The organism is Brevibacterium sp. MGP-B1 (assembly GCF_057766545.1).
Genome location: NZ_CM173407.1, coordinates 1,427,334 through 1,440,117, shown reverse-complemented (window position 1 = coordinate 1,440,117; position 12,784 = coordinate 1,427,334). Strand labels below are relative to the sequence as shown.

General features: G+C 64.2%; 10 protein-coding genes and 4 tRNA genes. 13 read left to right on the top strand and 1 reads right to left on the bottom strand.

Features of this window, described 5'->3' with window-relative positions:
* Positions 1–80: 80 nt before the first annotated feature.
* The 5 genes from AC3CD9_RS06700 to zapE all read left to right on the top strand — a co-directional run bounded on the left by AC3CD9_RS06700 (position 81) and on the right by zapE (position 5,034).
* Complete coding sequence (locus tag AC3CD9_RS06700; RefSeq protein ID WP_488366899.1) at positions 81–1,115, top strand: PhoH family protein; 1,035 nt, start codon at positions 81–83, stop codon at positions 1,113–1,115.
* Positions 1,112–1,600: an rRNA maturation RNase YbeY gene (ybeY, locus tag AC3CD9_RS06695; protein ID WP_172169763.1), complete on the top strand. Its 489-nt coding sequence runs from the start codon at positions 1,112–1,114 to the stop codon at positions 1,598–1,600. The genes AC3CD9_RS06700 and ybeY overlap by 4 nt, the downstream gene beginning before the upstream one ends.
* An 8-nt stretch (positions 1,601–1,608) precedes the next feature.
* The gene (locus AC3CD9_RS06690) at positions 1,609–2,916 is read left to right on the top strand and encodes a hemolysin family protein (RefSeq protein WP_488367511.1); all 1,308 of its coding nucleotides are present in this window, start codon (positions 1,609–1,611) and stop codon (positions 2,914–2,916) included.
* A gap of 1 nt (position 2,917) precedes the next feature.
* Positions 2,918–3,856 carry a GTPase Era gene (era, locus tag AC3CD9_RS06685; protein ID WP_488366898.1) on the top strand — a complete coding sequence of 313 codons (939 nt, stop codon included), beginning with the start codon at positions 2,918–2,920 and terminating at the stop codon, positions 3,854–3,856.
* A gap of 170 nt (positions 3,857–4,026) precedes the next feature.
* Positions 4,027–5,034, top strand: a complete 1,008-nt coding sequence (zapE, locus tag AC3CD9_RS06680; protein ID WP_488366897.1) for a cell division protein ZapE — start codon at positions 4,027–4,029, stop codon at positions 5,032–5,034.
* Between the two features lie 62 nt (positions 5,035–5,096).
* Here zapE and AC3CD9_RS06675 read toward each other — a convergent pair whose 3' ends face one another.
* The gene (locus AC3CD9_RS06675; protein WP_488366896.1) at positions 5,097–5,573 is read right to left on the bottom strand and encodes a TIGR02611 family protein; all 477 of its coding nucleotides are present in this window, start codon (positions 5,571–5,573) and stop codon (positions 5,097–5,099) included.
* Between the two features lie 136 nt (positions 5,574–5,709).
* Between AC3CD9_RS06675 and AC3CD9_RS06670 the strand changes: the two genes are divergently transcribed.
* The 8 genes from AC3CD9_RS06670 (at position 5,710) to AC3CD9_RS06635 (ending at position 12,781) form a co-directional block, all read left to right on the top strand.
* Positions 5,710–5,782 (top strand) — tRNA-Gly (locus AC3CD9_RS06670).
* 26 nt (positions 5,783–5,808) lie between these two features.
* Positions 5,809–5,879: transfer RNA gene (locus AC3CD9_RS06665), tRNA-Cys, on the top strand.
* 30 nt (positions 5,880–5,909) lie between these two features.
* Positions 5,910–5,981, top strand: a tRNA-Val gene (locus AC3CD9_RS06660).
* A gap of 36 nt (positions 5,982–6,017) precedes the next feature.
* A tRNA-Val gene (locus tag AC3CD9_RS06655) sits at positions 6,018–6,089 on the top strand.
* Positions 6,090–6,623: 534 nt separating this feature from the next.
* On the top strand, positions 6,624–7,937 hold the full coding sequence (locus AC3CD9_RS06650) for a DUF4352 domain-containing protein (protein ID WP_488366895.1): 1,314 nt from the start codon (positions 6,624–6,626) through the stop codon (positions 7,935–7,937).
* A gap of 196 nt (positions 7,938–8,133) precedes the next feature.
* On the top strand, positions 8,134–10,140 hold the full coding sequence (thrS, locus tag AC3CD9_RS06645) for a threonine--tRNA ligase (protein WP_488366894.1): 2,007 nt from the start codon (positions 8,134–8,136) through the stop codon (positions 10,138–10,140).
* Positions 10,137–10,742, top strand: a complete 606-nt coding sequence (locus AC3CD9_RS06640) for an HIT family protein (RefSeq protein ID WP_488366893.1) — start codon at positions 10,137–10,139, stop codon at positions 10,740–10,742. Before thrS ends, AC3CD9_RS06640 begins: the two co-directional genes overlap by 4 nt.
* Positions 10,739–12,781 (top strand): alpha/beta hydrolase family protein, encoded by a 2,043-nt coding sequence (locus AC3CD9_RS06635; RefSeq protein WP_488366892.1) that lies wholly within the window; start codon positions 10,739–10,741, stop codon positions 12,779–12,781. The genes AC3CD9_RS06640 and AC3CD9_RS06635 overlap by 4 nt, the downstream gene beginning before the upstream one ends.
* Positions 12,782–12,784: the final 3 nt, after the last annotated feature.

The following is a 12,784-nucleotide window of genomic DNA, read 5'->3' as shown; positions in this document are numbered from 1 at the left end:
GCACATTCAGGCGCTGCCGGTGACGGTGCGCTCACTTGCAAAGGAACATTCTGGACATCACCCCACCGAACTCGAACTCCATGAACCCCACCGACTCGGACACCGGCGCAACCGGCGACGGTGCCGCAGCCGATGACGCCGTGACGGACACCCAAGGTGCCGATCGTGACACCGTGCGACTGGTCATCCCCGACTCCATCGACCTCGTCGCATTCTTCGGCCCCGGAGAAACGAATCTGCGTGCCCTGGAGAAGACCTTCGCCGACCTCGACATCCACGTCCGGGCCAACCAGGTCCAGGTCACCGGCGAGTCGTCACGCGTCGAAGCCTTCGTCAGCGTCATCGGGGAACTCAAGAAACTCCACGCGGCCGGCCATCGCATCAACGAAGAGACGATCGAGAGGGTCACGACGTTCTCCTCCGAGGGAGCGGCCGCCTCGGCGGTGCTGGGCACGAACATCCTCTCCACCAGGGGAAAGTCGATCCGTCCGAAGACGATGGGCCAGCACGACTACGTCAGGGCCATCCGCAACCACACGATCACCTTCGGCATCGGTCCGGCCGGAACCGGCAAGACCTACCTGGCGATGGCCATGGCCGTCAACGCCCTCCAGCACAAAGAGGTCTCACGGATCATCCTCACCCGGCCGGCCGTCGAAGCCGGGGAGTCCCTGGGCTACCTGCCGGGCACGCTCAACGACAAGATCGACCCGTATGTGCGTCCGCTCTATGACGCCCTGCACGACATGGTCGACCCCGAATCGATCCCGCTGCTCATCGAGACCGGAACGATCGAGGTCGCGCCCCTGGCCTATATGCGCGGGCGCACCCTCAACGACGCGTTCATCATCCTCGACGAAGCACAGAACACGACGGCCGAGCAGATGAAGATGTTCCTCACGCGCCTCGGCTTCGGATCACGCATGGTCGTCACCGGTGACATCTCCCAGATCGACCTGCCGGGCAAGACCCGCAGCGGACTCAAGGTCGTCCGCGACATCCTCGACGGAATCGAGGACCTGCAGTTCTGCGAACTGGGCAGCAAGGACGTCGTCCGGCATTCGCTGGTGACGAAGATCGTCGAAGCCTACGACCTGTGGGGGAATGCCGAATGAACACCGAGATCCTCAACGAGACCGACGCCGAGGTGGACCTCGACGAAGTCGTGGCCCTGACCGAGTATCTCGGCGAAGCCCTGCATATGCACCCCGGTGCGGAGCTGGCCGTGACCATGGTCGACTCAGCGGCCATGTCCGAACTCCACGTCACCTGGATGGACCTCGAAGGTCCGACCGATGTGATGTCCTTTCCCATGGATCAGCTTCACCAGGGCGAGCCGGAGAAGCCGACCGAAGGTCAGATGGGCGATATCATCATCTGCCCCGAGGTCGCCGAGGCGCAGGCCCGGGCGGCCGGTCATTCGACGATGGACGAGGTCCTGCTGCTGACCGTCCACGGATTCCTCCACCTGCTCGGCTACGACCACGGTGAGCCCGAAGCGCGCGAAGAGATGTTCGCTCTCCAGCGGCATCTGCTGCTGACCTTCTTCGCGGCCCGCTATGACGGTCGCACCGACATTCCCACCCCCACCGAGGTCTGATCGTGTTCATGTTCTTCCTCGGGGCGGCACTGTGCCTCATCATCGCAGCCACCCTCTCCGCCGTGGATGCCGCGCTGCTCAACGTCTCCCACCATGCGGTCGAAGAGGCGAAGGAGGACGGCAAACGCTCAGCGGTGCGTGTCGAGCGGATCCTCGCGGACCTGCCGACGAACATCAACGTCATCATCTTCGTCCGCAACTTCCTCGAAGCACTCGCCACGGTGTTCATCGCCCTGGCCTACGACTCCTACTACTCCGTGGGACCGCTCATGGTCTTCCTCACGGTGATCACCGCCTCGGTAGCGGTCTTCATCATCGCCGGAGTCTCCCCACGTACGATCGGCAAGCGCCGATCGCTGGCCGTCAGCCTCAACCTCAGCTGGGTCGTGCGCATCGTCCTCGTCGCGCTCAAACCGCTCACCCGCATCCTCGTCGTGCTCGGCAATCTGCTCACACCGGACCAGGTGTACAAGGACGGTCCGTTCGTGACCTCCGAACAGCTGCGCGATCTCGTCGAGCGGGCGAGCGAATCCGACATCATCGAAGACGGCGAACGCGAGATGATCCAGTCGGTGTTCAACCTCTCCGACACCTCGGCGAACGAGGTCATGGTGCCGCGCACCGACCTCATCACCGTCGATGCGGACGTGAGCCTGCAGAAGGCGATGAACCTGTTCTTCCGCTCCGGCTTCTCCCGCATCCCCGTCTGCGGGGAGGACCTCGACGACGTCCGCGGAGTCGCCTACCTCAAGGACGTCGCCCGCCGCCTCCACCTCCACCCCGAGGAGGCCGACCGTCCCGTGGGCAACCTGGCCCGCACCGTCCTGTTCGTCCCGGAGACGAAGCCGGCCGATGACCTGCTGCGGCAGATGCAGCTGGATTCGACGCATCTGGCGATCCTCATCGACGAATACGGCGGCACCGCAGGGCTGGTGACCATCGAGGACATCGTCGAAGAGATCGTCGGCGAGATCGAAGACGAATACGACAACGGCGATGACGAACTCGTCGCCGCCGAGGACGGATCGTTCATCATCAGCACCCGCATGTCGATCTCCGACTTCGCCGAATACTTCGATGTGCGCATCGACGAAGACGATGTCAACAGCGTCGGCGGACTGCTCTCGAAGCTCATCGACCGCGTGCCCATCGACGGCTCGCATGCGTCGATCGAGGGCCTCGAGATCGAAGCCATGGAGGGCCAGGGCCGACGCCACCGAATCACGCACGTGCGGGTCACCCGCACCCACGAGAACAGCAGACACGCAGAGCGGACCGCCGCAGCCGAAGGTTCGGGGACGAAGGAAGAGGACTGAGATGGAATTTCGCACGGACTACCCCGATGACTATCGAGCCGGTTTCGCCTGCTTCGTGGGTCGCCCGAATACGGGCAAATCAACCCTGACGAACGCCCTGGTGGGGGAGAAGGTCGCGATCACCTCGGCCAAACCTCAGACGACCCGGCATACGATCCGCGGAATCGTCCACAAGGACGACCATCAGCTCATCCTCATCGACACCCCCGGACTGCACAAACCGCGCACCCTGCTCGGATCCCGACTCAACGATCTCGTGGCCTCCACGCTGGGTGAGGTCGACGTCATCGGCTTCTGCCTGCCCGCCGATGAGCCGATCGGTCCCGGCGACCGCTATATCGCCTCCCAGCTGGCGCTGCTGGACGGTCGGACCCCGATCGTGGCGCTCGTGACGAAGGTCGACCGGGTACCCAAGGACAAGATCGCCGAGGCGCTGCTGGCCGTCGGCGAACTCGCCGACTTCGCCGATGTCGTCCCCGTCTCCGCGGTCGAGGACTTCCAGGTCGACACCGTCGATTCGGTGCTCGCGGCGCATCTGCCGAAATCTCCTCCTCTCTACCCCGACGGTGATCTCACGGACGAGCCAGAAGAGAAGATGATCGCCGAGCTCGTGCGCGAAGCGGCCCTCGAGGGAGTGCGTGACGAACTGCCCCATTCCCTGGCCGTGCAGGTCGAGGAGATGTATCCGCGGGAAGGACGCAGCGAGGACAATCCGCTGTGGAACGTCCACGTCAATCTCTATGTCGAACGTCCCAGCCAGAAGGCCATCATCATCGGCAAGGGCGGCAGCCGGCTCAAGACCATCGGATCGGAATCCCGGCAGGGCATCGAGCGGCTCCTCGGCACGAAGGTCTACCTCGACCTGCACGTCAAGGTGGCCAAGGACTGGCAGCGCGATCCCAAACAGCTCGGCCGCCTGGGCTTCGACTTCACCAACTGATCTGCCGGGTCGGGCGCCGCTGGTGGTGCGAACAGGACGCCGGCTGGCGGCGGTGGACGGACGGCGGAAGCTGGACGGCGGAAGCGCCGCGGATCCGCGGCTTGTGACGGGCATCACCCTGCGAGGCCCGAGTTGAACCGGGCACTCGCGCCTGCCTTAGACTAGGCCGAGTGAATGCCGAGCAGACTCTGGTCGCACTGAGCGACCGATCCCCACAGGTTGCCCCCGAAGAGCTCATCGCAGGTCTCGTGCCGCCGCCTCAGTTCGAGGACGTGTCCTTCGACAGCTACCGCACCGACCCTGCGGAGCCCTCGCAGGAAGAGGCACGGAACAAGCTGCGGGAATTCACCCAGCGCTCGACCGACAAGGGATTCTTCGGCAAACTGTTCTCAAAGGGCAGCTCCGGTGCCAAGGGCGTCTACCTCGACGGCGGCTACGGTGTCGGCAAGACTCACCTGCTGGCTTCGGCTTGGCATGCCAACGAGAAGCCGGCGACATTCGGCACCTTCGTCGAATACACGAACCTCGTCGGAGCCCTGGGCTTCGCCCGGGCTCGCGACGACCTGTCGAAGATGAAACTCGTCTGCGTCGACGAATTCGAACTCGACGATCCCGGCGACACCGTGCTCATGTCGCGGCTGATGCGTGAACTCACCGATGCCGGAGTGAAGATCATTGCGACGTCGAACACTCTGCCCGGGTCTCTGGGGGAGGGGCGCTTCGCCGCTCAGGACTTCCTGCGCGAGATTCAGGCGCTGTCCGATCAGTTCGAGGTCTACCGCATCGACGGCAAGGACTACCGCGCCCGTGAGCTCACCGCTCCGGCGGACCCGCTGCCGGAATCCGAACTGGATTCGGCCGCGAGCCAGCTTGACGGAGTTGTGGCTCGAGATGACTTCTCCGAGCTGCTCAGCCACCTGTCCACCGTTCACCCCTCACGCTACGGGCGGATGGTCGACGGAATCGACGCGGCTGTGTGGGAGAACGTGCGCACGATCGACAACGAGAGCGTCGCTCTGCGCTTTGTGGCGCTTGTCGACCGCCTCTACGATCGCAATGTGCACATCATCAACTCCGGTGCCGCTCTCGACAAAGTCTTCACTGAAGAATCGCTGGCCGGCGGGTACAAGAAGAAGTACATGCGCTGCCTCTCGCGACTGACCGCTCTGTCGTCCTGAGCCGAGAGACCATCGACGCCCGCCGCACCTCTGATGAAGGTGGGGCGGGCGTCGGTCGTCTCTCAGCGCAGGCCGATCACATCGAAGAGACGCAGGTCCGGGACCCAATCGGGCAGGCCGGTGAGTTTCAGGGTGAGCCACACGATGACAGCCACGAAGGCTGCTGTCATGGCCCCGATGGTCCATCGCACCCATAGGGGCTGCGCCATGATCCAATGCGTCCAGCGTTCGACGTTGACCCTCACGAAGCGCAGAAGCCGCTGAGCCCAGTGGAACTCGCTGGAGATGATGAACAGGCCGATGATGACGATGAGCCAACCGGGACCGGGCAGCGGAACGAGGACGAGGCCGATGAGCACGATGAGTGTCCCGAGGCCGCCGACGATGGTGCGATAGAGGCGTGCCGTGTGCGGGTTGGCCAACACTGTGCGCCGCCAGCGGAGGAAGCCCAAACGCAGTTTCCGCCACGGTCGGGGACCTTGCCGGTGGTGGCGTGACAACCAGCCTTTCGGGCGGGTCTGCGGGCTCTCTGCATTCACCCAACCACTATAAGATGGTGACCCTGAAAGCTTGATCGATGCGTGTGACCACGATCACCCGATTCTGATTTTGCGTAAGCCGCCACCTGCGTATAGAGTTATATCTCGTTGCCAGGGAAACCGGGCAGCGAGAAATGCGGATGTGGCTCAGTTGGTAGAGCATCACCTTGCCAAGGTGAGGGTCGCGGGTTCGAGTCCCGTCATCCGCTCGGAGGCGTCATGGCACTGCCTTGGCGGTGGCGTGGCCGAGAGGCGAGGCAGCGGCCTGCAAAGCCGTATACACGGGTTCGAATCCCGTCGCCACCTCGGATGACCGGCAGAAATGTCGGTTGACCAGCGCGATTGGCGCAGCGGTAGCGCGCTTCCTTCACACGGAAGAGGTCACTGGTTCGATCCCAGTATCGCGCACAGGGACCACGTGTTCCGGTGCAACAAATGAATAGAGCGCGATTGGCGCAGCGGTAGCGCGCTTCCCTGACACGGAAGAGGTCACTGGTTCGATCCCAGTATCGCGCACAGAAGAAGCCCCGAGTGTTCCACTCGGGGCTTCGTGCATTCATGCTCGAGCAGATTCTGCACATTCGGATATGGGCTGTGAATTCACGCTCGTGCAGGCTTTCTGACCATTAGCCCTTTATCCCCATTAACCCTCAACTATCCTCTTCGCCCGAGCACGCCGGTGAGTATCGTCCCGTCGCACCGGTGAGCACTGTTTCGGTCCTGTTTTCTCTGGATTCACCACGTTCCTCGCTGTGCATTTCAGAGCAGGGTGTGCCAAACAACCCGGTCTCGGCCGCAAAGCGTCGCTGTTGGGACCGAGCCTCCGGGAAGTGGCTGTCGGGAAGTGGCGACCGGTGCAGCCGGAAAGTCGGCGGCGGGCAGCGATAGCCGGTGCAGCCCGGAGGCGGCTCTCGACGCTCATGGTGCTGATGTGGATTGTGTACGTTTAGTTCATCGTGTTCCAGGACTGAAACGCGGTCAGCATGCGGTATCAAAGGGGTTTGCTAGTACGCTAGGTGTTGTACTAAACGACGATGACTCGGAGCACCTATGTCTACTCCTCAGAACCCGTACGGTTCGGGTGACGGTTCGCCCAACAACCCCAACGGGCAGAACCCGAACAACCAGCCGCCGAATGCCCCCAACTACGGCAACGATCAGAACGCCGGTCAGCAGCCCGGTCAGTACGGTTCGGGGCAGCCCGGTCAGCAGTACGGATCGTCGGGCGACCAGCCCAATGGTTCGCAGCCGAACTACGGTCAGGGCGGCAACGACGGCTCGCAGCAGTACGGACAGCAGGCTCCCCAGTACGGCTCCCAGCCGAACTACGGTGCGTCGAACGATCAGAATCAGTATGGTCAGAACCAGTACGGCCAGGACCCGAACAATCAGAACCAGTACGGTCAGGGCCAGCCTGACCAGAACCAGTACGGGGACAACCAGTACGGACAGAACCCCTACGAAGCCAACGCGCAGGGATACGACGCCAACCAGTACGGTCAGCAGCCGGCCTACGCCGGAGCCGACGGATCCTCCGATCAGTTCATTCCGGCCAACCCGAACTCCGGCTACGGCCAGTACCCCTCGGGCACCGGCGGCAACACCTCGAAGAACATCTGGGGCATCCTCGCTCTGATCGGCGGCATCGTCGGCGTCATCGGATCGTTCTTCTTCGGTATCGGCGCGATCTTCGGTATCGCAGCGATCATCTTCGGCTTCGTCGGGCTCTCCGCGGTCAAGAAGAACTTGGCCAGCAACAAGGGCCTCAACATCACCGGCATCATCCTCGGTTTTCTTTCGATTGTCATCGCGATCATCTCGATCGTCGCGACTGTCATGTTCGGTGCCTTCATCTTCAACGCAGCCGAAGAAGCTGCCAGCTCCTCCGCCCCTGCCGACCCGAGCCAGGGTGCTGGACAGGATCCGAGCCAGGGCTCCGGCGGCTCCGACGGCGGAGACGCCGCTCCTGCTCAGGCCGGAGAGGTCGAGATCGGCACCGACGTCACAGCCCAGATCAATGTCCGTCCGGGCACTGTGTCGTCGTCGGCTTCCGGCGCCCAGTCGACCAACGGTGAGGTCGCCATTGTGACGATGACCGTGAAGAACAATTCGAGCTCCGATGTCGAGATGACTCTCACGAATCTGTCCGCCAACAACGGCGGCAGCACGGACTACGACGACGTCTTCGACGGCGGAAACTACAAGGGCTCCCTGGCCTTCACCGATCCGGTTCCCGCCGGCGGCGAGACGACCTACGAATTCGCTTTCGGTGTTCCCAAGGCCGAAATCGATGGGATGCACCTCAAGCTCGAACTCGTCGATGACCTCGGCAAGGGCACGGACTTCGAGTTCTACAAGCAGTGACATCCTGTATCCCGAGGCGACAAGGCATTTTCGGCTTTGACGCCTCGGGTACGGGCTTCGACAGACTCAGTGTGGGTGGCAGTCATTCGACTGCCACCCAACTGATTTGTCACAAGCGAATTGGTACTAGAATCTGAGGGTGACCAGCCCACCGAAAGGGCTGGTCGAATGAACACGTGACGAACGGAGAAGATCAGTGGCAGACAGCATCGACTGCGCGGGCGAAAGCATTCCCTGGAAAGAGGGTCTGACCGGAACGGAGATCTTCTCCACCGACCGCACAGTCGTCGCCCTGTGGCTGAACGGCGAACCTGCCGACCTCAGCCGCGAGCTGCAGCCAGGCGACCGGATCGCTCCGATCACCATCGACTCCGACGCCGGACTCGACATCCTGCGCCATTCCACCGGTCACGTCACCGCTCAGGCCGTCCAGGAGCTCTTCCCCGGAACCAAGCTCGGCATCGGGCCCTACATCACCGACGGCTACTACTTCGATTTCGACGCCGCCGAGCCCTTCACCCCTGAGGACCTCAAGGCGATTCAGAAGAAGGCCGCCCAGATCGTCAAGTCCGGCCAGACCTTCAATCGCGTCGTCGTCTCCGAAGAGGAGGCCCGCGAGCGGATGGCCGACGAGCCGTACAAACTCGAACTCATCAATGACAAGGGCAAGGGCGGCGACGAGGAGACCTCCGTCGAGGTCGGCGGCGGTGAACTCACAGTCTACGAAAACGTCGACCGCAAGGGCGAGGTCGTCTGGCAGGACCTCTGCCGCGGCCCCCACCTGCCCAACACCAAACTCATCGGCAACGGCTTCGCCATCACACGATCCTCGGCGGCCTACTGGCGCGGCGACCAAGCGAATGCGAGCCTGCAGCGCGTCTACGGAACCGCATGGGCGTCGAAGGACGACCTCAAGGCCTACCAGGACCGCATCGCCGAAGCCGAGCGTCGCGACCACCGCAAGCTCGGTGCCGAGATGGACCTGTTCTCCTTCCCCGAAGAGCTCGGTTCCGGCCTGCCCGTCTTCCACCCCAAGGGCGGGGTCATCAAACGCGAGATGGAGGACTACGTCCGCGCCCGTCATATCGACGAGGGCTTCGAATACGTCGGGACCCCGCACATCTCGAAAGAGACCCTGTACTACACCTCCGGACACCTGCCCTACTACGGGGAGAACATGTTCCCGGCGATGTCCGTCGACGAGGTCCGCGACGAGTCCGGCGAAGTGGTCAAGGAGGGCACTCCCTACCGGCTCAAGGCCATGAACTGCCCCATGCACAACCTCATCTACCGCTCCAGGGGCCGCTCCTATCGTGACCTGCCGCTGCGGCTGTTCGAGTTCGGCACCGTCTACCGTGACGAGGCCTCCGGAGTCATCCACGGCCTCACCCGTGTCCGCGCCCTGACCCAGGATGACTCGCACTCCTATGTCGCTCAGGAAGATGCGGGCAAGGAGATCCGCCACCTGCTGGGTTTCGTGCTCAGTCTGCTGCGTGACTTCGGCCTCGACGACTTCTACCTCGAGCTGTCGACCCGCGACGAGGACGGGAAGAAGGCCGACAAGTTCATCGGCTCCGACGAACAGTGGGCCGAAGCCACCAGTGTGCTCGAAGAGGTCGCTCAGGAAACCGGGCTCGAACTCGTCCCCGACCCGGGCGGCGCGGCCTTCTACGGCCCGAAGATCTCCGTCCAGGCCCGTGACGCCATCGGCCGCACCTGGCAGATGTCGACCGTCCAGCTCGACTTCAACCAGCCCGAGCGCTTCGGACTCGAATACGTCGCCGCCGACGGCTCCCGCAGACAGCCGGTGATGATCCACTCCGCGAAGTTCGGTTCCATCGAACGCTTCCTCGGCGTGCTCACCGAGCACTACGCCGGTGCCTTCCCCGTGTGGCTGGCACCCGTGCAGGTGACCTGCATCCCCGTGGCCGATGAGTTCAACGACTACCTCGCCGAGGTGGCCGACCAGCTGCGCAAGTCCGGGGTCCGCGTCGAGATCGACGACAGCGACGACCGCTTCCCGAAGAAGATCCGCAACGCCTCGAAGTCGAAGGTGCCCTTCACCCTCATCGCCGGCGGAGAGGACCGTGACGCCGGTGCCGTGTCCTTCCGCTTCCGCAACGGCGAACAGGAGAACGGCGTCCCCGTCGCCGAGGCGGTGCGACGGATCCTCGACGCGATCGAGACCAAGGCCCAGGTATGATCGGAGGCGACGACAGCCGAACCGCAGCAGAGAACTCGGACGGCCGCCTCGGCGAAGGGATTCCCTACCCCGAGGCTGCCGTCGGGTTCCCCGGGGAACCCGACGGATTCCAGCGTCTGTGGACCCCGCACCGGATGGTCTACATCGACGGACAGGACAAACCGAAAGACGACCGCGCCGAGGAGTGCCCGTTCTGCACTGCGCCGTCGAAGACCGACGAGGACGGACTCATCGTCGCCCGCGGCCAGCACGTGTACGCGGTGCTCAACCTCTACCCGTACAACCCGGGCCACCTGCTCATCTGCCCCTATCGTCACGTGGCCGACTACACGGATCTGACCCAAGAGGAGACCGTCGAACTCGCCGAGTTCACGCAGAAGGCGATGCGCGTCATCCGGGCCGTATCCGGTCCTGACGGATTCAACCTGGGCATGAACCAAGGACCCGTGGCCGGCGCAGGCATCGCCGCCCACCTGCACCAGCACGTCGTCCCGCGCTGGGGCGGAGACGCGAACTTCCTGCCCGTGATCGCCCAGACCAAAGCCCTGCCGCAAGTGCACGCCGATGTGCAGGCACGGCTCGAAAAGGAATGGAACAGATGAATCCTGAAGACCTCGGCACTCTTGCCGAGTACTCCTCACCCGTGCTGCGCGGCGACGACGCCGTCATCACGATCCGACGACCCGACCTCGAGACCAACAGCTACCTCTCCCAGCTGTTCTCCTTGAGCGACGACAACTCCAGACGGCTGACCCACTCATGGTCGGACTCGAACCCAGAGTGCGGCCCGAATTGGTCCGGTTATCTGAGCGCGGAGAAGAAAGCCGCCCCGCAGCTCTTCGTCGGCGACAGCCTGGAGACGGCACACCAGATCACGGACAACCACCTCGGCTTGTCCGAATTCGCCCTCGACGACACCCGTTCCAGGGCCCTCTACGTCGCCCGCGTCGCCGAACCCGGACGCTACGGGCTCGACGATGCCATTCCGGCGGCCGAAGAAGCTCCACGCCGGATCACCACGGCCTCCTACCTGGCCAACGGCCTCGGCTATACGAACGACCGTCCGGCCCGCGCCTTCCTCGTCGACCTCGCCGAACCCGGTCTCGGCACCGTGGGCCTGCGCGGGGCCTCCGAAGTTCCGCTGTCGACCCTGCTGACGACCCCGGACAGCGACGTCCACGATCCGCAGTTCTCCCCGGACGGCACGCGAGTGTCCGTGGTCTCCGCGCTTCACCCCGACCAGGGGCAGCCCGATCTGCGCTCGACGGTCTGGCTGCTCGGGGGAGAGGCGCCGACGCCACTCGAGCTGCCGTCCATGGACGTCGGTCTGCACCGGTGGCTCGACGAAGACACCGTCCTGCTGCTCGGCAATGCGCTGACCCGTGACGAACTCGACTTCGTCGGCCAGATGCCCGGGCTCTTCATCCACACCGTATCGACCGGCTCCACGAGGCGGCTGACCGACCCGGAGACCGTGGCGCTGGCACCGATCCCGCCGCAGATCCACGGGGGAGCGGTCATCGCCGCCGTCGACACAGACGGGGCCACCCGGATCGTTCGCATCGGCCTCGACGCCGCAGAGATCGGCGTGAATGACCTCGAGTTCCTCACCGACGACACCACCGTCGTCAACGGCTTCGATGCCGACGGCGGGACGCTCGTCTTCACCGGATCGACCCCGCACTCTCCGGCCGTGCTCGGCCGCATCGCCCTCGGCGGACCCACGGAGTCCGGGGCCGCCTCGGCGAGGGGGTCCTCTGTCATCGTCAAGGAGCATCCGGCGCCGGCGAACTCCGTCCTGCCCCAGGTGCTGCGGGTGCCCGGCGTTTCCGGGACGATCACCGGCTGGCTGGCCAAACCGCACGGCGACGGGCCGTTCCCCGTCATCCTCAACATCCACGGCGGACCCTTCGCCCAGTACACGCATTCGTGGTTCGACGAGACCCAGGTGCTCACGTCCGCAGGTTACGCCGTCGTGTTCTCGAACCCGCGCGGATCCGGTGGCCGCACCCGCAGCTGGGGGACCGCCGTCCAAGGTGACATGGCGGCACCGGCGATGGCAGATGTGCTCGCCGTCCTCGACCATGCCCTCGACCTCGATCCCTCCCTCGATCGCAGCCGTCTGGGCATCCAGGGCGGATCATATGGGGGATATCTCACAGCCATGACGATCGCCGCGGACCATCGCTTCCGCGCCGCCATCGTCGAACGCGGCTACCTCGACCCCGACAGCTTCGTCGGGACCTCCGACATCGGCCGCTTCTTCACCGAGGAGTACACGGGCCGCAGCCGCGAGGCGATCGCGGCCCAATCACCTCTGGCCCACGCTCCACAGGTCGGCACACCGACCTTGGTGATGCACTCGGAACTCGATCTGCGCTGCCCGCTGGAGCAGGCACAGCAGTACTATGCGGCCCTGCAGAGAGCCGGGGTCGACACCGAGATGCTCATCTTCCCCGGGGAGAACCACGAGCTCTCCCGGGCCGGGCAGCCCCGCCACCGCAGGCAGCGCTTCGAAGCCATCCTCGACTGGTGGGATCGCCGTCTGGGCGGCGAAGATCGGGAACAGTCCCAGGACGGGCGACATCGTCCTGAGGCAGCTGATCCCGCTGCGGCCGCAACGGCCGACTCCGCGTCATGAGCG

What these genes read in the sequence shown, in the direction of transcription:
- AC3CD9_RS06700 (WP_488366899.1), top strand. Translation starts at nt 81, where the DNA reads ATGAACCCCACCGACTCGGACACCGGCGCAACCGGCGACGGTGCCGCA.
- ybeY (WP_172169763.1), top strand. Translation starts at nt 1,112, where the DNA reads ATGAACACCGAGATCCTCAACGAGACCGACGCCGAGGTGGACCTCGAC.
- AC3CD9_RS06690 (WP_488367511.1), top strand. Translation starts at nt 1,609, where the DNA reads ATGTTCTTCCTCGGGGCGGCACTGTGCCTCATCATCGCAGCCACCCTC.
- era (WP_488366898.1), top strand. Translation starts at nt 2,918, where the DNA reads ATGGAATTTCGCACGGACTACCCCGATGACTATCGAGCCGGTTTCGCC.
- AC3CD9_RS06650 (WP_488366895.1), top strand. Translation starts at nt 6,624, where the DNA reads ATGTCTACTCCTCAGAACCCGTACGGTTCGGGTGACGGTTCGCCCAAC.
- AC3CD9_RS06640 (WP_488366893.1), top strand. Translation starts at nt 10,137, where the DNA reads ATGATCGGAGGCGACGACAGCCGAACCGCAGCAGAGAACTCGGACGGC.
- AC3CD9_RS06635 (WP_488366892.1), top strand. Translation starts at nt 10,739, where the DNA reads ATGAATCCTGAAGACCTCGGCACTCTTGCCGAGTACTCCTCACCCGTG.